The sequence below is a fragment of the Phenylobacterium sp. genome (assembly GCF_035539035.1).
GTDB lineage: Bacteria > Pseudomonadota > Alphaproteobacteria > Caulobacterales > Caulobacteraceae > Phenylobacterium.
Genome location: NZ_DATLJI010000007.1, coordinates 16,423 through 40,259, shown reverse-complemented (window position 1 = coordinate 40,259; position 23,837 = coordinate 16,423). Strand labels below are relative to the sequence as shown.

Below are 23,837 nucleotides of genomic sequence, written 5' to 3'. Positions count from 1 at the left end.
CGGGTCGGCCAGGGACGTTCCGGCCGGGGCCGGCGCCTCTCGGCTTCGTGAGAGCTCGGCTACAGCGGGATGTTGTCGTGCTTCTTCCAGGGATTGGAGAGCTGCTTGCCGGCGAGGTTCTTGAGCGCCCGGACGATGCGCCGCCGCGTGCCGTGCGGCATGATCACGTCGTCGATGTAGCCGCGCGAGGCGGCCACGAACGGGTTGGCGAAGCGGGCCTTGTACTCGGCCTCGCGCTCGGCGAGCTGTTCCGGGGTCTGGTTGCGGAAGATGATCTCCACCGCCCCCTTGGAGCCCATGACGGCGATCTCGGCGGTCGGCCAGGCGTAGTTGATGTCGCCGCGGATGTGCTTGGAGCTCATCACGTCGTAGGCGCCGCCGTAGGCCTTGCGGGTGATCAGGGTGATCTTCGGCACCGTGGCCTCGGCGTAGGCGAACAGCAGCTTGGCGCCGTGGCGGATCAGGCCCCCCTGCTCCTGCTTGGTGCCCGGCATGAAGCCCGGCACGTCGACGAAGGTGACGATCGGGATCTCGAAGGCGTCGCAGAAGCGCACGAAGCGCGCGCCCTTGCGGGAGGCGTCGATGTCCAGCACGCCGGCCAGCACCTGCGGCTGGTTGGCGACGATGCCCACCGGCTGGCCGTCCAGGCGGGCGAAGCCGACGATCATGTTCTTGGCGAAGTCGGGGCTGATCTCGAAGAAGTCGGCCTCGTCCACGACCTTCAGGATCAGCTCCTTCATGTCGTAGGGCTTGTTGGGATTGGCCGGGACCAGGGTGTCGAGGCTCGGCTCGTCGCGGTAGGGCTCGTCGAAGCTCTCGCGGACCGGCGGCTTCTCGCGGTTGCAGCTCGGCAGGAAGTCGACCAGCCGGCGGACCTGGGTGAGCGCCTCCAGGTCGTTGTCGAAGGCGCCGTCCGCCACGCCGGACTTCATGGCGTGGACGCGGTAGCCGCCGAGCTCCTCGTGGCTGACGTCCTCGTGGGTGACCGTCTTCACCACGTCGGGGCCGGTCACGTACATGTAGGAGGTGTCCTTCACCATGAAGATGAAGTCGGTGATGGCGGGCGAATAGACGTCGCCGCCGGCGCAGGGGCCCATGATCACCGAGATCTGCGGGATGACGCCCGAGGCCAGGGTGTTCTCGAGGAAGATGTCGGCGTAGCCGGCGAGGCTCTCGACGCCCTCCTGGATGCGGGCGCCGCCGGCGTCGAACAGGCCGATGATCGGGGCGCCCATCTTCAGCGCCTGGCGCTGCACCTTGAGGATCTTCTGGGCGTGGGCCCCGGAGAGCGAGCCGCCGAAGACGGTGAAGTCCTTGGAGAAGACGAACACCGTGCGGCCGTTGATCCGGCCCCAGCCGGTGACCACGCCGTCGCCCGGGATCTTGTTCTCGGCCATGCCGAAGTCGACGGCCCGGTGCTCGACGAACATGTCGAACTCCTCGAAGGAGCCCTCGTCGAGGAGGAGGTCGATGCGTTCGCGGGCGGTGAGCTTGCCCTTGGCGTGCTGGCTGGCGATCCGCTTCTCGCCGCCGCCCTGGCGGGCGTTTTCGCGACGGATTTCGAGTTCTTCGAGGATCTCTTTCAACTCAGGACTCTCCCTACGTGCGGCAAGGCGTAGAGGCGTCCGACGGCGGAGGCAAGGTCACGCGGGGTCAGGCCCCCGGGCGAGGCAGGATCAGGCCCAGAGCGACCGCTGGAAGGCCGTGGCGTCGGCCCCGGCGACCTTCATCACCGCAAGCGCCGCCTGGCCCTGGTAGGCGGCGCCCAGGCTGCGAAGCGTGATCGCCTGCTCGCGGCTGACGGTGAGCGGCGCCACGCCGGCCGCCGCCTCGCGCTGGGAGAAGGGCTTGGTGGTTTCGGGTGAGACGACCGGCTTGCGGATCTCCTCCAGCACCGCGCGCAGGCGCTGGGCCGGATAGGGGGAGTCCACGACCGGCGCCTTGGGCGGCGGCGGCGGGGTGACCGGCGGCTGCACGACGACGGGCGGCGGGGTGACGGGCGGCGGCGTGACCGGAGGCGGCGTCACGGGCGGCTGCACCACCACCGGCGGCGGGGTGACGGGGGGCGGCGTGACGGGCGGCTTGGGCGGCCTGGGCTTCTGGCCCCAGCGGTCGCGCAGGCGGTCCAGAACGTCCTCGATCGCCTCATGGGCGCGCTCGCCCCGGTCGTGACGGCCGTCGTCCCGGTCCGGGAGGCGCGACTGGAGCTGGATCAGCGCGTCCAGGGCGGCCGGCGCGAAGGCGGCGAGCGTCGCCTCGGCCCGGTGCGCGGCGGCGGCCCTCGGCTCGGCCTCGCGGCGCGCAGGGGCGGCCGGCGCCGCGACCGGCGCGACGGCGGGCCTGCGGCCGAAATGGGCCACATCCGCTGCGATCGTGCCGATCCTGAACGCCATTTTGGCCTCCGCGTCATTCCGGCACAGGCGCCGGGGACTTCGGGACCAAAGGAGCAACGCCCGGGCCAGCCGGCGTTCACCATGGGGGTGGCCAAGGGATCAGCGGGCGATCGCGACGGTCTAGGCGTCGCCGTCGCCGTCGTCCGCCGCGGGGCCTGTCTCGTCCGGCCTTGTTCTCGGCGGCGCCTTGGGCTGACGCATCAACAGATAGACGACGGCCGTCATCGCCAGCACGCCGGCCGCTACAACGAAGAACACCAAGAACGAACCCCCCGCTTGGCCGCCCAGCTAGGCGCCGGTCGGTTACAAATGCGTTGCACACGGAACATCCTCCGGGGCGCGTAACCCTTCGTTGCGATTTGCGTGCGAGGCAGGGCGCCTGATGAGAGGCTCCCGACTTGCGTAATTCTGGCATTGCCGGTGCGGCTGCGCTGCTCGCCGCCGCCACGTCCGCCCAGGCCGGCGGTTTCCAGGCCCCCGAGCTTTCGGTCCGCGCCCAGGGCATGTCCAACGCCGGCGCGGCCGCCCTGGCGGGCGCGGACGCCCTGGCCTGGAACCCCGCCGCCATCGCCCGCTCCGGCCGCGAAGGCGTGGCAGGCCTGTCGTTCCGCCAGACCTCCCTCGCGCTTACGGACACCGGCTCGACGCTCACCCGTCCGGGCCAGGCGCCCGTCCCGGCCGGCGGCGCGACCCGCCTGGAGGACGCGGCGGAGGACTTCCGCGCGCCCAGCCTGGCGCTCGCCCTGCCGGTCACCGACCGCATCGCGGTGGGGCTGGCGGTGACCAAGCCGTTCCACCTGCGGCTGGAGTACCCGGTCCCGTCCTTCGTCCGCTACGACCTGCACCGCAACCGCATCGAGATGACGGAGGTGCGGGCCGCGATCGCCGTCCGGGCCGCCGACTGGCTGGACCTCGGCGTCTCGCTGGACGCCCAGGAAACCCGCGCCGCCCTCGACGCGGCCTCGCCGAACCTCGCGCCGGCCTCGCCCGACGCGCTCCAGCAGCTCACCGCCAAGGGCTGGGATCTGGGCTGGGGCGCCGGCGCGCAGGCGCGTTTCGACGATCTCACCCTGGCGGTCGGCTGGCGCAGCGCGATCGAGCGCGACCTCGACGGGCGGCTTTCCATGACCGGCCTCGCCGGCCCGCTCGCGACCGCCAACTTCGACGCGCCCGCGAAGGTGGGCTTCTCGACGCCGTGGACGCTGACCGTGGCCGGCCGCTGGCAGGCGACGCCGGAGCTTGCGCTCCACGCCCAGGCGCAGCGCAGCGGCTGGAGCCGGTACGACAGGATCGACCTGGTCTTCGCCGGCCAGACCGCCGCCATCGTCCAGGCCTACGAGGACACCACAAGCGTCGCCCTGGGCGCCGAGTGGCGCGCGCGGGACGCCCTCACCGTCCGCGCCGGCGTCGGCTTCGATCCGACGCCCACGCCCGACCTGATGCGCGAGCCGGGGGTTCCCGACGCCGACCGCACGACCTACGCCCTGGGCGCCACCTTCGCCCTCTCGCCGGCCGTCGACCTCGACCTCGCCGCCGCCTCCGCCGATTTCGACGCCGCGCGCCTCAACCGCGACCTGGCGTTCTACGCCGGCACGCCCGCCGCCAGCTCGGCGACCCTCCGCGGCGATATCGACCGGGATGAGCTCACCGTGGGCCTGGCGGTCCGCACGCGGTTCTAGACACTCCGCCCAGGCGCGGGATCGAGGCCGCGGAACCAGCGCGCCAGCATCTGCGCCTCGCCGTGCAGGCGCCCGGCCCGCTCGGCGGCCTCGGCGTCGACGCCCCACTTCTCCTCCTGCCAGGACTCGTCCAGGCGGGAGAGCTCGAAGGCCTGCTCGCCGGTCAGCCAGCCGCGCTGCAGGCCGAAGGCGAGCACGGCCGAGCCGAACAGCGCCGCCCCGAAGGCGAGGCCCGTCAGGCCGAAGTCGTCGAGCGCCAGGGCCAGGGTCTTCACCTCGTCGAGGGTGGCCTGCGGCTGGGTCCGGTGGACGATGCCGGCGCAGCGCACGAAGGCCAGGCCCAGGTCCCGCTCCGCGCGGTCGAGCACCGGCCCCCAGCGCTCCTCCTGCCGGCGGACGAGGCCGGCGGGCTCTTCGGCGAAATAGCAGACCAGGTCCGAGCCGGCGTAGTCCGCCACCGACTGGGCGGTGGCGTCGCGCGCCTGGGGGATCGAGTCCAGGGCGGTGTTGGCGAGCCGGGTGGCGTGCATGCCGGCCACCTCGATCGTCTCGCCCTGCCCGGCCCACTCCTGCGCCACCTGGTCGGCGAGCGGCCGGGTGGGCAGGACGAGCTGCGCGCCCTTCGGGGTCCTGACCTTGCGGGCGTCCAGCAGGATGGCGAAGCCGCCGTCGGCCTGCGCGACCGTGACGTCCTTGTAGAACCGCCGGGGCTTCTCCACCGGCTCATGAAATCCACGTTGCATCCGGGGTGAATGGGGAGCCGTGCGCTGGAACGCAACCCCGCTCAGGCCGGGACCACGTCGAAGGCGATGGTCATGCGCCGCTCGTCGGTCGTGAACGGCTCGGTGCCGTGCCACATGTAGGAGGGGAAGAGCACCAGGCGGCCGGGCTGCGGCTTCACCCACCGCTCGGGCGGGAGCGCCGGCTCGGTGCGGAACGGCGGCTGGCCGAAGCGGATCCAGCCGGCCCTGTCCTCGCCGGCCAGGGCCTGGTCGGGGGTCTCCACATAGAAGGCCGAGGAGAGCCAGCCCTCCGGGTGGAAGTGGTCCTTGTGGAAGCCGCCGGGGCGCAGGCGCACCGACCAGGCGCCCTGGATGCGGTAGTCGCCGGTGGCGCGGCGGCGAAGGGGATCGGTCCCCGTGCCCAGCTTCGCGATGTGTTCGCGGATCGGCGCGTCGAGGGCGCGGAAGAAGGCCTGGATGGCCGGATCGTCGGAGCCGGTGAGCAGGTGCATGGTCTGGCTGCCATGCAGCAGGGACTGGTTGGACGGGTGCTCCCGGTAGAGGTGCATGGCCTTCAGGGCCTCGGCGAGGTCGGCGAGGAAGGCCGCGCGGGAGGTCCAGCCGTCCGGCGTCGGCAACTCGTAGACCCCGACCATGGCGTCGTAGTCGTAGAGCTCGGCGTGCAGCGGGTCGCCCACGGCGCGGGCGGCCGTCGCCGCCCAGCCCCACAGGGACTGGTTCTCCGGCGCGATCTCCAGGCCGCGGCGGGCCTTGGCCAGGGCGAGATCCGGGCGTCCCTGGGCCAGGGCGACGATGGCCAGCTGGTTGAGCACGCCCGGATGGTCGGGCCGCTGGCGCTCGGCGGCGAGGGCGAGGCGCTCGGCCTCGTCCAGCCGGTCGGATTCCAGGGCCGCCTGGGCGGCGGCCATGAGGATGAAGGTGTCGTCCGGCAGGCGCTCGGCGGCGCGCGCCAGCAGGTCGGCGGCGCGGCCCTGTTCGCCGGCGGCGGCATAGAGCTTGGCCTTGGCCAGCAGCAGCGGCGGCGGCTCGCCGCCGGCGTGGGCGCAGCGGTCGAGGATGGCGTCGGCGGCGGCCAGGTCGCCGTGGCGCATCCAGACGATGTTGGCGTACTCCGCGGCCGTGGCGGCGTGGCCGGGCGCGCGGCGGAGCGCCTGGCGGTAGGCCTCCTCGGCGGCGTCGAGCTCGCCGGTGGCCAGCCGGGCGCGGGCGAGCACGCCCCAGCTCTGCGCTCCGTCGAGGCCCAGCGCGAAGGCCCGCTCGATCGCCTGGGCGGACTCCGCGCCGCGTCCCAGGTCGCCCAGGGTGGCGCCCAGGTTGTGCCAGGCGACGCCGCTGGCGGGGAAGCCGGCCACGGCGCGGCGGTCGAAGGCGAGCGCCTCCTCGCGGCGGCCGAGCCCCTTCAGGGCCGTGGAATGCAGGGCGAGCGCCCGGTGCGTGGCGTCGGGAGCCTCGGCCAGCGGCGCGGTGATCGCGAGGGCCTCGGCCGCGCGCCCGGCGTCCAGCAGCGCCTTCGCCTGGTCGAGGGTCCCGGCCATCGCCCCTACCGCCGCTTCTGGCCGAACGGCTCGGGATCGGCCTCGTGCTCGTCGAAGCCGAAGCGGTCGAAGCCGGCCCTCAGCTCCGGGCTGATCGGCGCCTCGAGGATCAGGGTTCCGCGCGAGGGGTGCGGCAGGACCAGTCGGCGGGCGTGGAGCTGCAGCTTGAGGCCCTGGGAGAGCGCGACGGAGGTCTCGTTGTTGTACTTCGGGTCGCCGAGGATCGGGTGGCCCAGGGCCAGCATGTGGGCGCGCAGCTGGTGGGTGCGGCCGGTGTGGGGCCAGAGCGCCATCCAGGCGACCTTGTCGGCCGCGCGGCTGAGGGTGACGAACTCGGTCTCGGCGGTCTCGCCGTCGGGGTCCTTGGGATCGGTGGGGACCATCATCTCCCGGTCGCCGACGCCCTTCTTGGCGAGCGGCAGCTCGAGCACGCCCTCCCCCGGCTTCGGCAGGCCGGCGACCAGCGCCCAGTAGGTCTTCTGGGTGCGGCGCCTGGCGAAGGCGCCGGCCAGCTTGGCGGCCGCGCCGGGCGACTTGCCGAGCACCAGGACGCCGGAGGTGTCGCGGTCGAGCCGGTGGACCAGCCTGGGCCGCTCCAGCCCCTCGCCCCAGGCCGACAGCAGGCGGTCGATGTGCTTGGAGGTCTTGGTGCCGCCCTGGACGGCGAGGCCGGAGGGCTTGTTGAGGGCCAGCACCTCCTCGTCCTCGTAGAGCACCAGGGAGCGGGCGAAGGCGGCCTCGCGCGGGTCGAGCTTGCCCTTCTCGTGCGGCGCGGGCGCGTCGGGCAGCGGCGGCACGCGCACCTGGGCGCCGGCGGTCAGCCGGGTGTCGGGCTTGGCGCGGGCGCCGTCGACGCGGATCTGGCCCGAGCGGGTCAGCTTCTGGATCTGGATGTGGTTGAGGTGCGGCCACCGGCGCTTGAACCAGCGGTCGAGGCGCACGCCCTCCTCGCCCTTGTCCACGTAGAGGGTGCGGACCTCCCTCACGCGAACACCCGGCGGGCGGCCAAGAGGCCGGCGAAGAGGGCGAGCGTGGAGAGCACGACGGAGGCCAGGGCGTAGACGGCGGCGGTCGTGAAGGCGCGCTTCTCGAGCATCAGGGCGAGCTCCAGGGAGAAGGCCGAGAAGGTGGTGAAGCCGCCGAGCACGCCGACGCCGAGCAGCAGGCGCCAGCGCTCCTGGTCGAGGCCGCCGCGGTGGGCGAGCACGCCGGCCAGCAGGCCCATAAGCAGGCCGCCGGCGATATTCACCGCGAAGGTGCCGTAGGGCCAGCCGGACCCGAAGGTGCGGAGCGCCTGCACGCCCACCAGATAGCGGGCCATGGCGCCCACGGCGCCGCCGATCCCGACGTAGAGGAGAGTCTGCATCGGGTGGGTTATGCGACGGCGCGGCCGGTCAGGCTAGGTGGCGGTTCCCATCAGCGTGCTGCGGATGGCGCGGGCGTCGTAGACGTCGCCGCCGGGGGGCTTGGGGCCGCGGCCGAGCAGCACCTCGAGGGTGGCGGTCACCGACGGGCCGCCGCCGAGGTTGAAGCCGGTGCCGAGGCCGACGCCGACGCTGGAGCCGCTGCGGTAGCCGTAGTGGCCGCTGCCGCCGCCGACGCCCAGGCTGATGCGCGGGCCGCGGTTCGGCTGGCCCTGCAGGAAGCGGTCGGAGACCCGGAACCAGTCGTAGCCGCCGGCCAGCGCCAGGTCGGCGGCGCGCAGCAGGGCGAGGTCGGTGACCCGGTCGGCCGAGGCGCCGGGGCCGCCGCGGAAGGTGACGCGGTAGCGGTCGGGCTCGATGCGGTATTCGGAATAGCCCACGGCCTGCGGGCCTGTGGCCGGCTGGTAGGTGGTGGGCGTGGTGGCGCAGGCGCCCAGGGAAAGGGCGGCGAGCGCGGGCAGGACGAGGCGTTTCATCGTTCAGGTTCCGGCGGAAAACCTATTGCGGTTCCGCAGCTTGCCGCAGGAAACGGGCAAGTCGGAGGCGGCGTTCCGTCTCAGGCCAGTTTCAGCGCCGCCAGAAGCCCCGCCATGTCGTCGGGAACGGGGGCCTGCAGGCGCATCTCGCCCCCGCCGGGATGGGGGAAGGTGAGCGCGGCGGCGTGCAGCATCAGGCGCGGCGCGGGGTGGCCTGCGACCACCAGGGCGCCGCCGTAGCGGGCGTCGCCGGCGATCGGCCGGCCGAGCGAGGCCAGGTGGACGCGGATCTGGTGCATGCGGCCGGTCTCGGGATCGGCTTCGACGAGGGCCGCGCCGGGCGCCTCGGCCAGGGTCCGGTAGCGGGTGCGGGCGGTCTCGGCGTCCGGATGGTCGGGCGCGCAGACGCGCATATAGGCCTCGCGCCCCGCCTCGTCGCGGCGCAGCGGCGTCTCGATGGACCCCTTCGCAGGCACGGGCGCGCCGGGGGTGACGATGGCGCGGTAGGTCTTCTTGAAGCGGCGCGCCATCATCGCCTTGCCGAGGAAGCCCGCGGCCGGCTTGGTCCTGGCGGTGAGGATCACGCCCGAGGTGTCGCGGTCGAGCCGGTGGATCAGCCGCGGGCGCGCCTTGCCGGGTTTCGCGAAGGCCCACAGCAGTTCGTCCAGGGTGTTCGCCTGGCCCCGGCCACCCTGGCTGGACAGGCCCGAGGGCTTGTTCAGGGCAAGGATGTCGGCGTCCTCGTAGAGCACGAGGGACCGCACGAGCGCGATCTCCTCGGGCGTCAGGCGGACGGGAACGGGCTCTGTCTTGCGGGCCTTCACGAGGCCCGTTTAGCGGAGCACCCCGCGCTTGCCCATCGTCCAGGCGTACCAGGCGAAGACGAGGCAGCTCGCCAGGATGACCATCTGCATGATCATCACCGTCTGGCCCATCACCGCCGCGCCGTCGCTGAGGGCGTAGTTGTAGATCAGGCTGACGACGAAGGCGGCGAGCGAGGCCACGAAGGCGTGCAGGGCCCACTTCGAGCGGGCGAGCAGCAGGACGGCGCCGAGCACCCCGCCCCACACCCCGATCGCCCAGACCGCGCCCATCCAGGCGGGCATGGCGTTGAAGTGGGCGATCTGGGCGTCGGTCATGCCGGCGGTTCGCATGTAGGCCTCGCCCTGAAGCCGCGTCATCACGTAGTCGTAGCCGCCGAACCCGTTCCAGAGCAGGGCGACGAGACCGACGACCCAGAGGTGCCAGGGCGTCGCGCTGCGGGCGGAGCCCGCGTCGTTGGTTGCAGTGGTCATTGGAGCTTCCCCCCTAAGGATGCTGGAGGGAGCCTACGCCGCGCCGCTTGGCAGAACAATGATCGCTGATCAGTCGCCGCCGCCGCGCTCGCGCCGGATGGCCGCCCAGCGGTCCAGCCGCTCCTTGATGCGGGCCTCGGTCCCCTCCCCGCGCGGCCGGTAGAACTGCCGGCGCTCCATGCCGTCCGGGAAGTAGTTCTGGCCGGAGAAGCCCTGCGGGGCGTCGTGGTCGTAGGCGTAGCCCTTGCCGTAGCCGAGCTCCTTCATGAGCTTGGTGGGCGCGTTCAGGATGTGCGACGGCGGCGTCAGGCTGCCGGTCTCCTTGGCCGCCTTCATCGCCGCCTTGTAGGCCACGTAGACGGCGTTGGACTTGGGCGCGGCGGCCAGGTGGACGACGAGCTGGGCGAGCGCGATCTCGCCTTCGGGGGAGCCGAGGAAGTCGTAGGTGTCCTTGGCCGCATTGGCGAGCACGAGGGACATCGGGTCGGCCTCGCCGATGTCCTCGGCGGCGGCGCGGATCAGGCGCCTTGCGATGAACAGCGGGTCCTCGCCGCCCTGCAGCATGCGGGCGAGCCAGTAGAGGGCGGCGTCCGGGTCCGAGCCGCGGATCGACTTATGCAGCGCCGAGACGAGGTTGTAGTGCTCCTCGCGGTCCTTGTCGTAGGCCGGGCTGCGCTTCTGCAGGATCTGGCCCAGCTCCTTGATGGTCAGGGGCTTGGCCGAGCCGATGTTGAACAGGGTCTCGGCCAGCGTCAGCAGGTAGCGGCCGTCGCCGTCGGCCAGCGCCACGAGGGCCTGGCGGGCGTCGGGCTCCAAGGGCAGCGGCCGGCCCTCGAAGGCCTCGGCCTTGGCCAGCAGGGCCTCCAGCGCCGCCTCGTCCAGGCGCTTCAGCACATAGACCTGGCAGCGGGACAGGAGCGCCCCGTTCAGCTCGAAGGAGGGGTTCTCGGTGGTGGCGCCCACCAGGGTGACCACCCCCTCCTCGACGAAGGGCAGGAAGCCGTCCTGCTGGGCGCGGTTGAAGCGGTGGATCTCGTCGACGAACAGCAGCGTGCTCTGGCCGGCCGAGCGGCGGACCTTGGCCTGCTCGAAGGCCTTCTTGAGGTCGGCGACGCCGGAGAACACCGCCGAGAGCTGCTGGAACTCGTAGCCCGCCTCCTTGGCCAGCAGGCGCGCGATGGTGGTCTTGCCCGTGCCCGGCGGGCCCCAGAGGATCATCGAGGACAGCCGTCGGGCCTCGGCCATGCGGCGGATCGGGCCGTCGGGACCCAAGAGGTGGTCCTGGCCGACCACCTCGTCGAGCTTCTGCGGCCGCAGCCGGTCGGCGAGCGGGGACGGGGCGGAGGGCGTCAGGCCCGCGGCTTCGAAGAGGTCAGCCATGGAGGGGGCTTAGCACCGCGGACGGCCGCCCCCAACCAGGCGCCGGTCAGATCAGGTCGCCGCCCGCCGCCGAGGCGGTGGTGCCGTGCGCCTTGAACGCCTTCACGACGTTGCGGCCGGTGGTCCAGCGGTGGACCTCGTCCGGCCCGTCCACCAGCCGCTGGGAGCGGATGTGGGTGTACCAGCGGGCGAGCGGCGTATCGAGGCTGTAGCCCAGCGAGCCGTGCAGCTGGATCGCGGTGTCGACCACATGGTGGACCATGTTGGCGAGGTAGACCTTGGCGATGCCGTTCTCCTGGCGCAGGTCCAGGCCCTTCTCCGCCTTGTAGGCGATGTGCAGCAGCATCAGCCGGCTGATGTAGAGCTGGGTGGCGCACTCGGCGAGCATGAACTGCACCGCCTGGCGCTCGGACAGCGGCTTGCCGAAGGTCTCGCGGCCGATCACCCGCTCGGTGGCCATGTCGAGCGCCCGCTGGGCCATGGCGACGTTGTGCATGCCGTGCCGCAGGCGGCCGTAGGCCAGCCGGTGCTGGCCCATGTTGAAGCCGTTCCCCTCCCCGCCCAGCAGGTTCTCGGCCGGGACAACGAGGTCCCTGATCTCGACCTCGGAGTGGCCGCCGCCCAGCACGTGGGTCAGCGGCCCCTCCAGCGCCATGGTCTGGATGTCGCGCTTGATGTTGTAGCCGGGGTTGGGCAGCTCGACGATGAAGGTGGAGTAGCGCTGGTGGCGCGGCGCGTCGGGGTCGGTCATGGCCATGACCACCGCCAGGTCGGCGACACTGGCGGCCGAGGAGAACCACTTCTCGCCGTTCAGCACATAGGCGTCGTTGCCCTGCTTGACGGCCCGGGTCTGCATGCCGGTGGCGTCGGCGCCGGCCGCCTTCTCGGTCATGGAGTAGCAGACCCGCTTCTCGCCGTTCAGCAGCGGCTTGAGGTACTTCTCCTTCTGGAAGTCGGTGCCGTGCGCCAGGATGGTCATCATGGTGGCGTCGTCGGGACCCTGGGTGTTCATCGACAGCGCGCCCAGGTAGCTCTCGCCCAGCTCCATCTGCACGAGGGCGTTGGCCAGCGGGCCCAGCCCCATGCCGCCGTATTCCTTGGGGATGAACGGGCACCACAGGCCGCGCGCCCGGGCCTTCTCCCGCAGCTCGGCCAGCAGGGTCTTGTAGTCGGCGCCCTCGATAAGCCGCTTCTCGGCCGGGATGCACTCCTCGTGCACCCACTCCCGCACCTTCTGCCGGACCGCCTTGGCGTCCTCGGGGATCTCGAAATCGATGGCCATGGCGTCCTCCGCTGGCTCTGCCTGCGGGGAGCGTGGCGCGGTTGACGCCGTGGCAGGCAAGCGGCGGGGGATGGATGCGGGAGGCTTTGCTCCGGCCCAACCTCGGGCTTAACTCCCGCAACCTCCGCTCATCCCCGCGAAAGCGGGGACCCAGGCTTTTTCCAACGCCGATGTTCGCCGTCTACATCGTTGGCCAGCCAGCGGAACGGCACGCTCTACATCGGGCACACCGACAGCCTGAGCCGTCGCGCGCTGGAGCACCGCGAAGGCGTGCGGCCGGGCTTCACGGCCCGACATGGGGTCAAGCGGCTCGTCTACTACGAGCATTTCGAGACGCGCGAAGGCGCCTTCGCCCGGGAGAGAGCCGTGAAGAAGTGGCGGCGCGCCTGGAAGATCGAGCTGATCGAGCGGTTCAATCCCGGCTGGCGGGACCTGCTGGACGAGCTCGAGCCCGAATGACGGAAAAAAACCTGGGTCCCCGCTTTCGCGGGGATGAGCGGGATGGGAGGCGATCCGCAGGGCAGACGTTCCAACCCACCGCCGCCAGGCGGCCGACCGGAGGTCAGCTACGGGTCGGGACGAGTCCCTTGAGGCCATGGCTGGCATTCTGCCTGGCCCGGCAGGCTCGCGATCGACCATGGACTTAAGGGCGGGAGGGGCGAGGCCGCGCCGATCGAGGAACCCAGGCGGGGTCACCTTCCTCAGCCACGGCAAGAAACCGTGTCGGCCGGGGGGTGCGCACGGGTCCAAACGGAGCGGTCCGGCCCCGTCCTGCGCCCCCTCACCCACCCTCTCCCTCCCGAGCTGCGCTCGGCGGGAGAGGAGCAGGCCTCATCCTGCCATGGCCGGATCTATGGGGGTGCTTGGTGGAATCGCCGCCTCGATCGCCTGGGCCGCATCGAGACAGAGGTCCTCGCGGTACCGGGGCCCGATGATCTGAACGGCGTGAGGGACGCCGTTCACCGGGCCTGTAGGCACGGCGACGGACGGCAGCCCGAGGAGGTTGGGAACCACGGTGCAGCTGAGATCCCGCAACCAGGCTTCGCCGAAGCCTGGCTCGAGGTCTGCGCCCACTGGCCAGGCCGAACGCGCGGCGATGGGGGCCAGGATGAGCGGTGTCTCGGCGAGCAGAGCGCTCCAGGCGCGGTAGAGGGCCGCCCGCTCCATCATGGGATCGGCGCAGATGCGACCCGCCGCCCGCTCCCAGGGACCGTTGAAGTCGGCCCAGAAGCGCTCGAACTCGGCTGAGAGGAAGCCCGGCGGCGGGGTCGCCGCATCCTCCGAGAGGCGGCCGAAGCGGCCCATGATCTGGAAGTAGATCTCGGCCGTGCGGGCGAGCTGGGGGGCCTCGCGCGTCTCGAGTTCATAACCCGCGGCCGCAAGACCCTCCGCGGCGCGATCAACGGCTGCCCCCACGGCCGGTTCGACGCCGAAGCCACCCGGGTCGCGCATCACGGCCACCCGGATCGGGCCTGGGTGCGCCGGCCCCTCTACGGGCGCGGTCACGTGCCAGGGGTCGCTGCCGGAGGACGCCCGGCACATGGGCTCCAGCGCCAGTCGCAGATCCTCGATCCGCCGGGCCATCGGCCCAAACACAGCGAGCAGCTGAAACCCGAACGGGAGGGGTCCCGCGCTCACGACCGGCACGCGACCAAAGGAAGGCTTAAGCGCAGCGACGCCGCAACAAAGCGCAGGCCATCGGAGCGAGCCGGCCCCGTCGCCGCCCAAGCCGAGCGGACTCATGCCACTCGCCACAGCCGCCGCCTCACCGCCGCTCGAGCCGCCCGGCGTAAGCCGCGGGTCCCAAGGGTTGCGCGTAGGGCCATGCAGCGCGTTGGCGGTGTGCCAGCGCATGCCGAATTCCGGCATGTTCGTCCGTCCAACGGGGATGGCGCCAGCCGCCCGAAGCGCGGCCACATGCGGGGCGTCCGCGTGCGCCACGGCCCCCTTCAGCGCCGCGACGCCGTGTGTGGTGGCCGAACCCGCCACGTCGACGTCCTCCTTGACGGTGAACGGGACGCCGCAGAGCGGTCCCACCGCTTCGCCGCGGTCGAGAGCCCTGTCCGAGGCGTCCGCCTGGGACAAGGCCTGGTCGGTCAGCACCGCCGTTACGGCGTTCACCGCCGGGTTCACCGCCTCGATCCGCGCCAGGCAGGACTCGACCGCCTCTCGGCACGAAGCCTCCCGGCTCCGCACCAGCCGCGCCAGTTCCGAGGCCCCCAACCGCCAAAGCTCAGCCATGTCCGGTCCTCCCGCTCAGGCGGAGAGTTTGGACAAACGACCGGTGAGAAACAGACTTGCGCGGATTCCCGACCTGGACCGCCCGATCCAACTTGCTGATTTTGTGACAGAAATTTTTCTTGGAAGGCCAGCCCCGGTCGCTCGATCGATCGCATGGCGCCAGGCCCGCGAGGCGCTGGAGATACGGAGGCGGGGACGGTCACCGCCCCCCGATCAGACCCGGCAGGGGCGTCGTCCTCCGCCGGCTCTGCCCGCGAGCGCGACGAGGTCGACGTCGTGGCGGGCAAGCGGGGCCGCGCCAAGGGCGGAACCCGCCGGCGGCCGGACCACGGGATCGTGCTCACCCGGGGGGGCGATCACGATCCCGCAGCGGCCGACCTAGAACAGCTCGTCGTAGCCGTAGGTGACGCCGCCGGCGTAGGCCTTGTACTCCGAGCCCTGGATCAGGTGACCCGTCGGGACCGCGTCAAGATCGAGGTTCCCGTCGAGGGCGTAGTAGAACTCGCCGCCGCCCGACTGGACGCTGCCGTACTTGATGGCCGCGCCGACCAGCTGGGCGTTGGCCAGGCCCGGGTTCAGGGCGACGATCTGGTCCACCGCGGCGTCGTACCAGGTGTCGAGGTCGTCGTTGACGTGGCCGGGGGTCTCCACCTTGGCGAAGAAGAAGGCGTCGTCGGTCCGATCCTGCGGCGTCAGGTCGAAGTAGAAGGTGACGTGCGAGAGGTCCTTGGGGGCCAGCGGGAAGTGGTCCACGGCCGCGACCGGCGGGTTGACCACCGGTTCGTTCACGCCCGTGACCGTCCATTGAACGCTCGCCGGGGTGGTCACCAGGCCGTCCGAGACGCCGTAGGTCACGGTCACCACCGTCGACTGGCCGGCGGTCAGCGCCTGGAAGGCGGCATGGCCGGGGTCCAGGGTGAAGCTGTGGGTCGCGGCGTCGTAGCTGACGCCCGCCGGCAGGCCGGACGGATCGAACACCACCGTGAGGACAGCGCCGGCGTCGACGTCCGAGGCGTTCTGCAGGGCGTCGAGGGTCACCTTGGCGCCGTCCTCGGTGGCCGCGCCGCTGACCGCGCCCGTGACGACCGGAGCGTCGTTCACGCCCGTCACCGTCCACTGGACGCTGGCCGGGGTCGTGGCCAGGCCGTCCGAGACGCCATAGGCCACCGTCACCGTCGTGGTCTCGCCCTCGGCCAGGCTCTGGTAGGCGGCCGGGTCCAGGGTGAAGGTCCCGCTGCCGGCGTCGAAGGTCACCCCGGCCGGCAGGGTGGCGGGCGCGTCCACCACGGCCAGCACGTCGCCGTTGTCGACGTCCGAGGCGTTGGCCAGGGCGTTCAGCGACGATACGGCGGCGTCCTCGGTGGCCGTACCGAAGACAAGGCCGCTCACCACGGGAACGTCGTTCGCGCCCTTGACGTCGAACGACAGGGTCGAGGTCTCGGCCAGCCGCCCGACCTGGCGCCCGGCCGCGTCGAAGTAGGTCTGGGCGACGCCGTAGGTGACGACGAAGGGGACGCTCTGGCTGGCGCTCAGCGCATCCGCGCCGCTGGCGTCGATGCTGTAGGCGCCATCGGCGTGCAGCACGATGGTCGCGCCGGTGGAGCCGAGCGCATAGGCCTGGCCGAAGGCGAGCCGGGTGGCGCCGCCGTCCAGCGAGGCCCAGGTCAGGGTCTCGGTCATGCGGCCGCCGCCGAGGGTGGACACGGTGTCCTGCAGCACATCGCCAGTGACGACGGTGTCTTCCTGGGCGCCGCCCTGGATCGCCTCGCTCGCGTCCTCCACCGCCACGAACGCCGAACCGGTCAGCTTCACCGAGCCGCCGCGGTCGCCGCCGAGCGGGCCGACCGAGGTCATGCGGACGCCGAAGTCCTGGCCCGCCAGATCGGCCAGCGTCATGCCGGGCAGCTTCAGGGTGAAGCTCGCCGCGCCGACGTCGTCCTTGCCGACGCCCGAGCTGCCGAACTCGACACCGACGTCGTACCCCCTGGCTTCCTGGCCGACGCCGCCGAAGGCCAGCGCGCCGTTCATGTTGTTGTCGCCGCCGCCGACGCCGGTGACGCTGTCGTCGCCGTCGGCCACGGGCGCGGTGGTGACCGAGCCGATCACCGCCCCCGCCTGGGTCTTGGCCACGAGACCGGACACCGAGGCCTGGACGCCCGCGCCGCTGACGAGCGATTCCCTGGCGACATCGAAGAACAGGCCGCGCAGGTCGCCGATCACGCCGCCCGACTGGCCGACCTCGAAGCGGAACTCGCCGGCGGCGACTTCGGTGATCTTGACGGTGACGACGGGCGCAGAACCGCCGCCGAGTTGAACATATGCCGTGGCCACGATTATTTTCCTAATTATCGCAATTGAGCGGACAACGACCGAATGCAGTCAAGGGTTGAACAAGTATTCGACACCTCCCGCCAAGCGGAATCGTCGTCCACGGAGCGGCTCTGCTACATGTGCCCCCGCAGATCGACCATCAACGACCTACTCAAAATGGTGACGGTTGAGTATTTCCGTCGAGTTCAATTCTGAATGGTGGCCGGCGCGAACTCTGGGCCGCGGCGGTTATCCGGAGCGAACCGACTGCAGGGAGAACGCCACAGGATCGCCCCAAGGGGCCGGCAGCGTCGCCCCATGGCCACGCCCGCGATCGCCGAACGCCGCTTCGAAACGCCGGACGGCGCTGTACGCCTGCAGGTCTGGCCGCCGCGGCCGGACGGACAGGACTGGCGCTGCGACTACGCCATACAGGGCGCCGACGGCGAGCACGCCGGCTACGCCATGGGAGTCGATGGTGTGCAGGCGCTGTACCTCGCCCTGCAGAGCGCCCACGTCCATCTGCTGATGACGGAGCACGGGCGGACGGGCCGCCTCACCTGGCTGGAGCAGACCGACCTCGGCCTGCCCCTGCCGGTCTACCTCACGGCCGACGACGTCCGGTCCTCGCCGCCGAGCGCCTGAACCGCGACGCCCGGGAGCGGAGCGGTCGTCGCCGATCAGGCCCGGTAGGTGGCGGTGACGAGCTGGCCGTTGCGCTGGATGGTGATCTGCCAGGCGGGGACGCGGGCGGCGAGCGCGGCGGCGAGGTCGCGGGTGCTGCCGACCTCCCGGCCGTTGACCGCGCGGACGATGTCGCCCGGCCGGAAGCCCGCGCTCATGGCGAAGCCGCGGCCGACGTTGGTGATCAGCACGCCGGGGCCGGCGAAGGCGTCGACGCCCAGCTCCTCGGCCACGGCCGGCGAGAGGTTGACCACGGTGGCGCCGTTCAGCGGGTTCGACCCGCTGATCAGCCGCTCGTCGCGGGCCGGCGTGGCCGGCGCGGGGTCGGCGCGGAGGTTGAGTTGGACGTCCCTGTCGCCACGGCGCACGGTCAGGCGGACCGTGTCCCCCGGCCGCCGGTTGCCGATCGCGTAGTTCAGGCTGGCGGCCTCCACGATGGGCTGTCCGTCGACGGCGGTGACCACGTCGCCCTGGCGCACGCCCGCCCGGTCCGCCGGGCCTCCGGGCCAGACGTCGGCCACCAGGGCGCCGGTGGGCCGGGCGAGGCCAAGCGTGCGGGCGATCTCGGCGTCGACGCTCTGCAGGCGGGCGCCGAACCAGGGGCGGACCACCGCCCGGCCGCCGCCGGCCGCGGTCTCCACCGCCCGGCGCACGACGGCGGCGGGCACGGCGAAGCCGACGCCCGACGAGGTGCCCGAGCGCGACAGGATGAAGCTGTTGATGCCGATCAGGTCGCCGTCCATGTCGACGAGGGCGCCGCCGGAGTTGCCCGGATTGATGGCCGCGTCGGTCTGGATGTAGCTGGTGGCCGCGTCGCCCGTGGGGTCGGCGGTGCGGTTGAGCGCCGAGATGATGCCGTTGGTGACCGTCTGGCCGACGCCGAACGGGTCGCCGATGGCCAGGACCAGGTCGCCCACCTGGGCGTCGCCGGTGTCGTCGATGGCCAGCGTCGGCAGGCGCTCGCCCGCCGGCACGTCGATCTTCAGGACGGCGATGTCGGTGCGCGGGTCGGCCAGCAGGATACGGGCGGTGAACTCGCGGCGGTCGGCGAGCGAGACGGTGATCTCCTGCCCGCCCTGGACCACGTGGTTGTTGGTGACGATCACCCCGTCGGGCCGGACGATGACGCCGGAGCCGAGGGAGCCCTGGACGCGGGCCCGCGGCGCGCCGAGGCCGAACAGCTCCCAGAACGGGTCGGTCTGGGCGCGGACGAGGCGCTTGGAGGAGATGTTGACCACCGCCGGCGCCGCCCGCTGCACCACCGGCGCGAAGGACTGCTTCATGGCCATGGCGCTGGCCGGCGGCGCCCGGTTGGGCTGGGCGAGCGTCGGCTGGGCCACGCCCGCGGCGGGAGCGGCGGCGATGAGAAGCGCCAGGGTGGACACGAGAACGCGGTGGTCGCGCATGATCTCTCCGGAGGACCTCAGAACGCTGCGGAATCTCCCGAGGTTTCAGGCGCAAAAATGGCGGCGCTTCAAGCCCTGGCCGGTTCCGCGGCCGGCGCCTGGGCGACCTTCAGCGTGAGCGCGAACGCCAGCGCCAGCAGGCCGGCGGCCAGGTAGATGGCCAGCCCCGGGGCGTGCAGGGTGGCGTCGTGGCGGACCGACCAGGCGAACACCAGGCCGAACAGCGGCGGGCCGGTGACCGAGGCGATGCCGGTGAGGCTCTGGTTGGCGCCCTGCAGCTGTCCCTGCTCGTGCGGCTGGACGCGGCGGGTCATCAGGCCCTGGAGGCCCGGCATCATGAAGCCGATGCCGGCGAAGATCGGCGCGCCCAGGAGGTAGAGCCAGCCCGTGGACGCCGCGCCGTACCAGGCGAAGCCCAGGACGCCGCACACGGCGCCCAGGAGGACGGCGTTGCGCTCCCCGATCCGGCCGACCACGGGGCCGACCAGGAACATCTGCACGATCACGCCCAGCACGCCGGTCAGCAGGAAGGTGGCGCCCAGGACGCCCGGGCTCCAGCCGTAGCGGTAGGTGGTGTAGAGGACGAAGATGGTCGGCAGCACCATGTGCGAGATCTGGAACAGGAAGCCGACGCCCGCCAGGCCCAGGAGGCCGGGGCGCGAGCGCAGCAGCTTCAGCGCCCCCAGCGGATTGGCCCGGCTCCAGTCGTACGACTTCGCCCGGCGCTCCGGCGGCAGGGATTCCGGCAGGATGAACAGGCCGTAGAGCCAGTTGCCGAAGGTGAGCGCCGCGGCCGCCATGAACGGCAGGCGCAGGTCGAACTCGCCCAGCATGCCGCCAAGCGTCGGGCCGATGATGAAGCCGAAGGAGAAGGCCGACCCCATCCAGCCGAACACCTTGGCCCGGCGCTCCGGCGGGGTGACGTCGGCGAGGTAGGCGTTGGCGGTGGAGAAGCTGGCCGCCGTCGCCCCGTTCAGCACCCGGCCGAGGAACAGCCACCACAGCGTCGGCGCGAACGCCATGAACAGGAAGTCGACGCCCAGGCCGAACAGGGAGAGCAGCAGCACCGGCCGGCGGCCGAAGCGGTCCGACAGCATGCCCAGCATGGGGCCGAAGACGAGCTGCATCAGGCCCCAGGTGGTGGCGAACAGCACGTTCCACTCCGACGCCGCGGCGGTGTCCCCGCCCGCCATCTCGCGGATCAGGTTCGGCAGGATCGGGATCATGATCCCGAAGGAGATCGCGTTGATCAGGGCGCTGCCGAAGATGAAGCCGAAGCCGGCCTGGCGCTGGGGCCGGGCGCGCCCGGCGGCGGTCTCCGGCGGCTGCGGCGCGACCTCGGGCGCGACCTCCGAACCCTGCGGCGGCGTGATCTCGGCCATCGTCTTTCCCCCAGAGCTCCGGCCTTCTGAAGCGCCGGACCATGAAACAAAACAGGAACTCGCGCAACCGCGTTATGCGACCTGCTTCAGCGACCCGAGGAGCGCCTGCCACCACTCGGCGAGGCGGAGCAGCAGGACCTCGTCGGCGAAGCCGTGGCGGGCGGCGCCCTCCGGCACCCGGTCAAGTCCGCGGTGCTCGACGCTGACCCGGGTCTCCTCCCCCACCGGCTCGAAGCGGACCTCGACCTCGGTGGTGAGCTCCGGCGGGAAGTTGGCCTGGCGCCAGGAGAAAACCAGGCGCGACGGCGGCTCCCAGGCGAGCACGCGGCCGATCTCGAAGACCTTGCCGCTGGCGAGCGTCTCGGTGAGCCGGCCGCCCTCCCCCGGCTCGAAGGCCAGGACGCCGGGCGCGCGCGGCGTGGTCTGGAACAGGCTGTTCGGCCGCCACCAGGCGCCGATCTCGCCGGTGAAGGCGGCGAAGGCGCGCTCGGGCGAGGCCTTCACCCTGAGCGCCACATAGACCTTCGACGTCATGCGTCTTTCTCGACATGGGCCTTGAAGGCGGCGAGCTGCCCGCTCCAGAGCCGCTCGCTCTCCTCCAGCCATCGCAGCAGGTGGACCATGGGTTCGGGCCTCAGGGCGTAGATGCGGACGCGGGCGTCGAACTCGGGGTGGGATTCCTCCACGAGGCCGGTGGCGCGCAGGGTCTTCAGGTGGCGGCTCATGGCCGGCGGGCTGAGCTCGAGCGCGCGGGCCAGCTCGCCGGCCGGGCGCGGCCGCTCGGCCAGGAGCTCGACCACCCGGCGGCGGTGGGGATCGGCCAGCGCCGCAAGCGTGCGGTCGACCGCGGCGGCCTCAGTCAAACCCAGCCCTCGATCTTCAGCCCGCTGGCCGCCTCGGCCTCCTCGCGGGTCACCGGCTTCACCGTCTGGCCGACGGTCCAGATGTGGCCCTCCGGGTCGCGGCAGCGGTAGGTGCGATCGCCGTAGAACTGGTCGGCCGGCGCCATGATGATCTCGAAGCCGGCGGCCCGGGCTCGCGCGCAGTGGGCGTCCACGTCCTCGTCCACGTGGATGTGGATGGTCTGGGTGGTCTTGCCGCCGATGGAGGCCGGGCTGCGGGTCTCCTCGGACCATTCGGAGCCGACCATGACCACACTGTCGCCGAAGCGCATCTCGGAGTGGACGAGGTTCCCCTCGGCGTCGTCGATGCGCATGAACAGCTCGAAGCCGAAGGCCCGCTCCAGGAACTCCAGCGCGGCCTTGGGATCGCGGTAGCTGATGGCGGACGTCAGGTTGGGGCGCCGGTTGGACATGGCTCAGGCCTCCTCGAGGGACGTGCGGATCTTGAGGCCGGTGGCGGCCTCCTGCTCGGCGACGGGGACCTCCCGCACCGGCTGGCTGAACACCCAGACGTGGCCCTCCGGATCGAGGACGCGATAGGTGCGGTGGCCGTAGAACTGGTCCGCCGGCGGCTCCAGGATGCGGGCGCCGGCGGCGCGGGCCCGGGCGCAGTGCTCGTCCAGGCCCTGCGCCAGGTGCACGCGGACAAGCTGGGTGCCGATCCCGTCGAGGGAGGCCGGGCTGCGCATGCGGGCCGGCGCGATCTGCGGGCCCTCCCATTCGCCGCCGACGCTGACGAAGCCGCCTTCGAAGGCCAGCTCGGAATAGCCGACATTGCCCTCGGCGTCGGTGACCAGGGTGGTGGTCTCGAAGCCGAAGGCCTGCTCCAGCCAGCGGATGGCGGCCAGGGGCTCCCGGTAGAAGACGGCGGGGATGAACGCGGGACGCGGGGCATCGGCCATGGCGGCGCTCCTTCACGTTTGACGGAATATTTAACGCATAATGCAACCTTCTGGTCAAGCGGCCACGAAAAAGGCCCCGGAACCAGGTCCCGGGGCCTCTTCGATCTCTCTGCAGGCGCGCTTAGGCGTCGGCGAAGTTCTGCTCGGCGGTCGGACCGGAGTCCTTGCCCTTCTCGGCCGGGTCGCGGTCCACGAACTCGATGACCGCCAGCGGGGCGTTGTCGCCGTAGCGGTAGCCGGCCTTGAGCACGCGGATGTAGCCGCCGTTGCGCTCCGCGTAGCGGGGGCCGAGGACGGCGAACAGCTTGCCGACCTGTTCGACGTCGCGGACCTGGCTGATCGCCTGGCGGCGGGCATGCAGGTCGCCGCGCTTGGCCAGCGTCACCAGCTTCTCGACGAAGGGGCGGAGCTCCTTGGCCTTCGGCAGGGTGGTCACGATCTGCTCGTGCTTGATCAGGCTCGCGGACATGTTCGCGAACATGGCGGTCCGGTGGGCGGTCGTACGACCCAGTTTGCGGTGGGCTTTGCCGTGACGCATCTCGATATCTCCTGGGCTCTCAGGGCCCGCCTGGCGCGTCCGGTCGTCTGGACCGCGCCTGCCTAACCAAGTCCCAGCCTGCTCCCGCCTGGGTCAACACGAAGCGCCGGGGCCCTCCACCGCTGTTGCGGCTTCGTCGGGCCCGACCGCGAAAAGCGGCCTGGAACCAGCGCGGTAGCTCCTACATCTGGTCTTCGAACTTCTTCGCCAGCTCTTCGATGTTCTCCGGCGGCCAGTTCGGCACGTCCATGCCGAGGTGCAGGCCCATGCCGGCGAGGACTTCCTTGATCTCGTTGAGCGACTTGCGGCCGAAGTTCGGCGTGCGCAGCATCTCGGCTTCGGTCTTCTGGATCAGGTCGCCGATGTAGACGATGTTGTCGTTCTTCAGGCAGTTGGCCGAACGGACGGAGAGCTCGAGCTCGTCGACCTTCTTCAGCAGCGCCGGGTTGAACGGCAGTTCCGGCTTGGCCTCGCCCTCGACCTTCTTCTTCGGCTCTTCGAAGGTGATGAAGATCTGCAGCTGGTCCTGGAGGATGCGGGCGGCGTAGGCCACCGCGTCCACCGGGCTGACCGCGCCGTTGGTCTCAACTTCCATGACCAGCTTGTCGTAGTCGAGGCTCTGGCCCTGGCGGGTGGGCTCGACGCGGTAGGCGACGCGCTTGACCGGGGAATAGAGGGCGTCGACGGCGATCAGGCCGATCGGGGCGTCCTCGGGACGGTTCATCTCGGCCGGGACATAACCCTTGCCGGTGTTGACCGTGAACTCCATGCGCACCGAGGCGCCGTCGTCCAGCGTGCAGAGCACGTGGTCGCCGTTGAGGATCTCGATGTCGGAGGGAGCGTCGATCTGGCTGGCCGTCACCGCGCCGGGGCCGGTGGCGCGCAGCGTCATGCGCTTGGGGCCCTCGGCGTGCATGCGCACGGCGAGCTGCTTGATGTTGAGGACGATGTCGACGACGTCCTCACGCACGCCTTCCAGCGACGAGAATTCGTGCACGACGCCGTCGATCTGCACGGCCGTCACCGCCGCGCCTTGCAGCGACGACAGGAGCACGCGGCGCAGGCTGTTGCCCAGCGTCACGCCGAAGCCGCGCTCGAGGGGCTCGGCCACCAGACGCGCCTTGCGGGCAGCGTCGGCGCCGGTCTCGATCTGCGGCTTTTCGGGACGGATGAGCTCGTTCCAGTTTCTTTCGATCACGTATGGGTGTCCCTTGGAACGCAGGATCGCCGGCCGCGAACGCGGTCCGGCGCCTTGAATTGCAGTA

At 71.6% G+C, this 23,837-nt stretch carries 25 protein-coding genes; 3 read left to right on the top strand and 22 right to left on the bottom strand.

The window, feature by feature from the left end; all coding sequences use genetic code 11:
- Window positions 1-59: 59 nt before the first annotated feature.
- From VM685_RS01390 to VM685_RS01380, 3 genes are all read right to left on the bottom strand, one after another.
- Window positions 60-1,586 (bottom strand): acyl-CoA carboxylase subunit beta, encoded by a 1,527-nt coding sequence (locus VM685_RS01390; RefSeq protein ID WP_325458315.1) that lies wholly within the window; start codon window positions 1,584-1,586, stop codon window positions 60-62.
- Between the two features lie 90 nt (window positions 1,587-1,676).
- Window positions 1,677-2,393 (bottom strand): hypothetical protein, encoded by a 717-nt coding sequence (locus VM685_RS01385; protein ID WP_325458314.1) that lies wholly within the window; start codon window positions 2,391-2,393, stop codon window positions 1,677-1,679.
- A gap of 120 nt (window positions 2,394-2,513) precedes the next feature.
- Window positions 2,514-2,654 carry a hypothetical protein gene (locus VM685_RS01380; RefSeq protein ID WP_325458313.1) on the bottom strand — a complete coding sequence of 47 codons (141 nt, stop codon included), beginning with the start codon at window positions 2,652-2,654 and terminating at the stop codon, window positions 2,514-2,516.
- A gap of 137 nt (window positions 2,655-2,791) precedes the next feature.
- On the opposite strand from VM685_RS01380, the gene VM685_RS01375 reads away from it, so the two are divergent.
- Window positions 2,792-4,072, top strand: a complete 1,281-nt coding sequence (locus tag VM685_RS01375; RefSeq protein ID WP_325458312.1) for an OmpP1/FadL family transporter — start codon at window positions 2,792-2,794, stop codon at window positions 4,070-4,072.
- Here the strand turns inward: VM685_RS01375 and VM685_RS01370 are convergent.
- From VM685_RS01370 to VM685_RS01330, 9 genes are all read right to left on the bottom strand, one after another.
- Window positions 4,069-4,815: an ATP12 family chaperone protein gene (locus tag VM685_RS01370; RefSeq protein WP_325458311.1), complete on the bottom strand. Its 747-nt coding sequence runs from the start codon at window positions 4,813-4,815 to the stop codon at window positions 4,069-4,071. The two genes, VM685_RS01375 and VM685_RS01370, sit on opposite strands and share 4 nt — an antisense overlap.
- 41 nt (window positions 4,816-4,856) lie before the next feature.
- Window positions 4,857-6,350 (bottom strand): putative 2OG-Fe(II) oxygenase, encoded by a 1,494-nt coding sequence (locus tag VM685_RS01365; RefSeq protein WP_325458310.1) that lies wholly within the window; start codon window positions 6,348-6,350, stop codon window positions 4,857-4,859.
- Between the two features lie 5 nt (window positions 6,351-6,355).
- Window positions 6,356-7,336: an RluA family pseudouridine synthase gene (locus VM685_RS01360; RefSeq protein ID WP_325458309.1), complete on the bottom strand. Its 981-nt coding sequence runs from the start codon at window positions 7,334-7,336 to the stop codon at window positions 6,356-6,358.
- Window positions 7,333-7,716 carry a fluoride efflux transporter CrcB gene (gene crcB, locus VM685_RS01355; RefSeq protein WP_325458308.1) on the bottom strand — a complete coding sequence of 128 codons (384 nt, stop codon included), beginning with the start codon at window positions 7,714-7,716 and terminating at the stop codon, window positions 7,333-7,335. Before crcB ends, VM685_RS01360 begins: the two co-directional genes overlap by 4 nt.
- A gap of 33 nt (window positions 7,717-7,749) precedes the next feature.
- Window positions 7,750-8,250: a CC0125/CC1285 family lipoprotein gene (locus VM685_RS01350; protein ID WP_325458307.1), complete on the bottom strand. Its 501-nt coding sequence runs from the start codon at window positions 8,248-8,250 to the stop codon at window positions 7,750-7,752.
- A gap of 80 nt (window positions 8,251-8,330) precedes the next feature.
- Window positions 8,331-9,074, bottom strand: coding sequence for an RluA family pseudouridine synthase (locus VM685_RS01345; protein ID WP_325458306.1), 744 nt, complete (start codon window positions 9,072-9,074; stop codon window positions 8,331-8,333).
- A gap of 9 nt (window positions 9,075-9,083) precedes the next feature.
- Complete coding sequence (locus VM685_RS01340) at window positions 9,084-9,545, bottom strand: hypothetical protein (RefSeq protein ID WP_325458305.1); 462 nt, start codon at window positions 9,543-9,545, stop codon at window positions 9,084-9,086.
- A gap of 69 nt (window positions 9,546-9,614) precedes the next feature.
- Window positions 9,615-10,925 (bottom strand): replication-associated recombination protein A, encoded by a 1,311-nt coding sequence (locus VM685_RS01335; protein ID WP_325458304.1) that lies wholly within the window; start codon window positions 10,923-10,925, stop codon window positions 9,615-9,617.
- A gap of 46 nt (window positions 10,926-10,971) precedes the next feature.
- Window positions 10,972-12,207, bottom strand: coding sequence for an acyl-CoA dehydrogenase family protein (locus tag VM685_RS01330; RefSeq protein WP_325458303.1), 1,236 nt, complete (start codon window positions 12,205-12,207; stop codon window positions 10,972-10,974).
- Between the two features lie 189 nt (window positions 12,208-12,396).
- Between VM685_RS01330 and VM685_RS01325 the strand changes: the two genes are divergently transcribed.
- Entirely contained in the window at window positions 12,397-12,666 is a 270-nt protein-coding gene (locus VM685_RS01325) for a GIY-YIG nuclease family protein (RefSeq protein WP_325458302.1), read from the top strand.
- 372 nt (window positions 12,667-13,038) lie between these two features.
- Here VM685_RS01325 and VM685_RS01320 read toward each other — a convergent pair whose 3' ends face one another.
- Together VM685_RS01320 and VM685_RS01315 are read right to left on the bottom strand one after the other, a co-directional pair.
- Window positions 13,039-14,448 (bottom strand): amidase, encoded by a 1,410-nt coding sequence (locus tag VM685_RS01320; RefSeq protein ID WP_325458301.1) that lies wholly within the window; start codon window positions 14,446-14,448, stop codon window positions 13,039-13,041.
- Window positions 14,449-14,826: 378 nt separating this feature from the next.
- Window positions 14,827-16,779, bottom strand: coding sequence for a VCBS domain-containing protein (locus VM685_RS01315; protein ID WP_325458300.1), 1,953 nt, complete (start codon window positions 16,777-16,779; stop codon window positions 14,827-14,829).
- A gap of 297 nt (window positions 16,780-17,076) precedes the next feature.
- Between VM685_RS01315 and VM685_RS01310 the strand changes: the two genes are divergently transcribed.
- Entirely contained in the window at window positions 17,077-17,403 is a 327-nt protein-coding gene (locus VM685_RS01310) for a DUF6968 family protein (protein WP_325458299.1), read from the top strand.
- A 35-nt stretch (window positions 17,404-17,438) separates the two neighbouring features.
- Here the strand turns inward: VM685_RS01310 and VM685_RS01305 are convergent, their stop codons facing one another.
- The 8 genes from VM685_RS01305 to VM685_RS01270 form a co-directional block, all read right to left on the bottom strand.
- Window positions 17,439-18,848, bottom strand: a complete 1,410-nt coding sequence (locus VM685_RS01305; protein ID WP_325458298.1) for a Do family serine endopeptidase — start codon at window positions 18,846-18,848, stop codon at window positions 17,439-17,441.
- A 68-nt stretch (window positions 18,849-18,916) separates the two neighbouring features.
- Entirely contained in the window at window positions 18,917-20,230 is a 1,314-nt protein-coding gene (locus VM685_RS01300; RefSeq protein WP_325458297.1) for a TCR/Tet family MFS transporter, read from the bottom strand.
- Between the two features lie 72 nt (window positions 20,231-20,302).
- A complete protein-coding gene (locus VM685_RS01295; protein ID WP_325458296.1) occupies window positions 20,303-20,764 on the bottom strand; it encodes an SRPBCC family protein in 462 nt (153 codons plus the stop codon).
- Window positions 20,761-21,093 (bottom strand): metalloregulator ArsR/SmtB family transcription factor, encoded by a 333-nt coding sequence (locus VM685_RS01290; protein WP_325458295.1) that lies wholly within the window; start codon window positions 21,091-21,093, stop codon window positions 20,761-20,763. The genes VM685_RS01295 and VM685_RS01290 overlap by 4 nt, the downstream gene beginning before the upstream one ends.
- Entirely contained in the window at window positions 21,090-21,545 is a 456-nt protein-coding gene (locus VM685_RS01285; RefSeq protein ID WP_325458294.1) for a VOC family protein, read from the bottom strand. The genes VM685_RS01290 and VM685_RS01285 overlap by 4 nt, the downstream gene beginning before the upstream one ends.
- Window positions 21,546-21,548: 3 nt before the next feature.
- Window positions 21,549-22,034: a VOC family protein gene (locus VM685_RS01280; RefSeq protein ID WP_325458293.1), complete on the bottom strand. Its 486-nt coding sequence runs from the start codon at window positions 22,032-22,034 to the stop codon at window positions 21,549-21,551.
- A 121-nt stretch (window positions 22,035-22,155) separates the two neighbouring features.
- Complete coding sequence (gene rplQ, locus VM685_RS01275) at window positions 22,156-22,572, bottom strand: 50S ribosomal protein L17 (protein ID WP_325458292.1); 417 nt, start codon at window positions 22,570-22,572, stop codon at window positions 22,156-22,158.
- Between the two features lie 181 nt (window positions 22,573-22,753).
- Window positions 22,754-23,770, bottom strand: a complete 1,017-nt coding sequence (locus VM685_RS01270) for a DNA-directed RNA polymerase subunit alpha (RefSeq protein WP_325458291.1) — start codon at window positions 23,768-23,770, stop codon at window positions 22,754-22,756.
- Between the last annotated feature and the right edge of the window lie 67 nt (window positions 23,771-23,837).

What these genes read in the sequence shown, in the direction of transcription:
- VM685_RS01385 (WP_325458314.1), bottom strand. Translation starts at nt 2,393, where the DNA reads ATGGCGTTCAGGATCGGCACGATCGCAGCGGATGTGGCCCATTTCGGC.
- VM685_RS01370 (WP_325458311.1), bottom strand. Translation starts at nt 4,815, where the DNA reads ATGCAACGTGGATTTCATGAGCCGGTGGAGAAGCCCCGGCGGTTCTAC.
- VM685_RS01365 (WP_325458310.1), bottom strand. Translation starts at nt 6,350, where the DNA reads ATGGCCGGGACCCTCGACCAGGCGAAGGCGCTGCTGGACGCCGGGCGC.
- crcB (WP_325458308.1), bottom strand. Translation starts at nt 7,716, where the DNA reads ATGCAGACTCTCCTCTACGTCGGGATCGGCGGCGCCGTGGGCGCCATG.
- VM685_RS01350 (WP_325458307.1), bottom strand. Translation starts at nt 8,250, where the DNA reads ATGAAACGCCTCGTCCTGCCCGCGCTCGCCGCCCTTTCCCTGGGCGCC.
- VM685_RS01340 (WP_325458305.1), bottom strand. Translation starts at nt 9,545, where the DNA reads ATGACCACTGCAACCAACGACGCGGGCTCCGCCCGCAGCGCGACGCCC.
- VM685_RS01335 (WP_325458304.1), bottom strand. Translation starts at nt 10,925, where the DNA reads ATGGCTGACCTCTTCGAAGCCGCGGGCCTGACGCCCTCCGCCCCGTCC.
- VM685_RS01330 (WP_325458303.1), bottom strand. Translation starts at nt 12,207, where the DNA reads ATGGCCATCGATTTCGAGATCCCCGAGGACGCCAAGGCGGTCCGGCAG.
- VM685_RS01320 (WP_325458301.1), bottom strand. Translation starts at nt 14,448, where the DNA reads ATGGCTGAGCTTTGGCGGTTGGGGGCCTCGGAACTGGCGCGGCTGGTG.
- VM685_RS01310 (WP_325458299.1), top strand. Translation starts at nt 17,077, where the DNA reads ATGGCCACGCCCGCGATCGCCGAACGCCGCTTCGAAACGCCGGACGGC.
- VM685_RS01305 (WP_325458298.1), bottom strand. Translation starts at nt 18,848, where the DNA reads ATGCGCGACCACCGCGTTCTCGTGTCCACCCTGGCGCTTCTCATCGCC.
- VM685_RS01300 (WP_325458297.1), bottom strand. Translation starts at nt 20,230, where the DNA reads ATGGCCGAGATCACGCCGCCGCAGGGTTCGGAGGTCGCGCCCGAGGTC.
- VM685_RS01295 (WP_325458296.1), bottom strand. Translation starts at nt 20,764, where the DNA reads ATGACGTCGAAGGTCTATGTGGCGCTCAGGGTGAAGGCCTCGCCCGAG.
- VM685_RS01285 (WP_325458294.1), bottom strand. Translation starts at nt 21,545, where the DNA reads ATGTCCAACCGGCGCCCCAACCTGACGTCCGCCATCAGCTACCGCGAT.
- VM685_RS01280 (WP_325458293.1), bottom strand. Translation starts at nt 22,034, where the DNA reads ATGGCCGATGCCCCGCGTCCCGCGTTCATCCCCGCCGTCTTCTACCGG.
- rplQ (WP_325458292.1), bottom strand. Translation starts at nt 22,572, where the DNA reads ATGCGTCACGGCAAAGCCCACCGCAAACTGGGTCGTACGACCGCCCAC.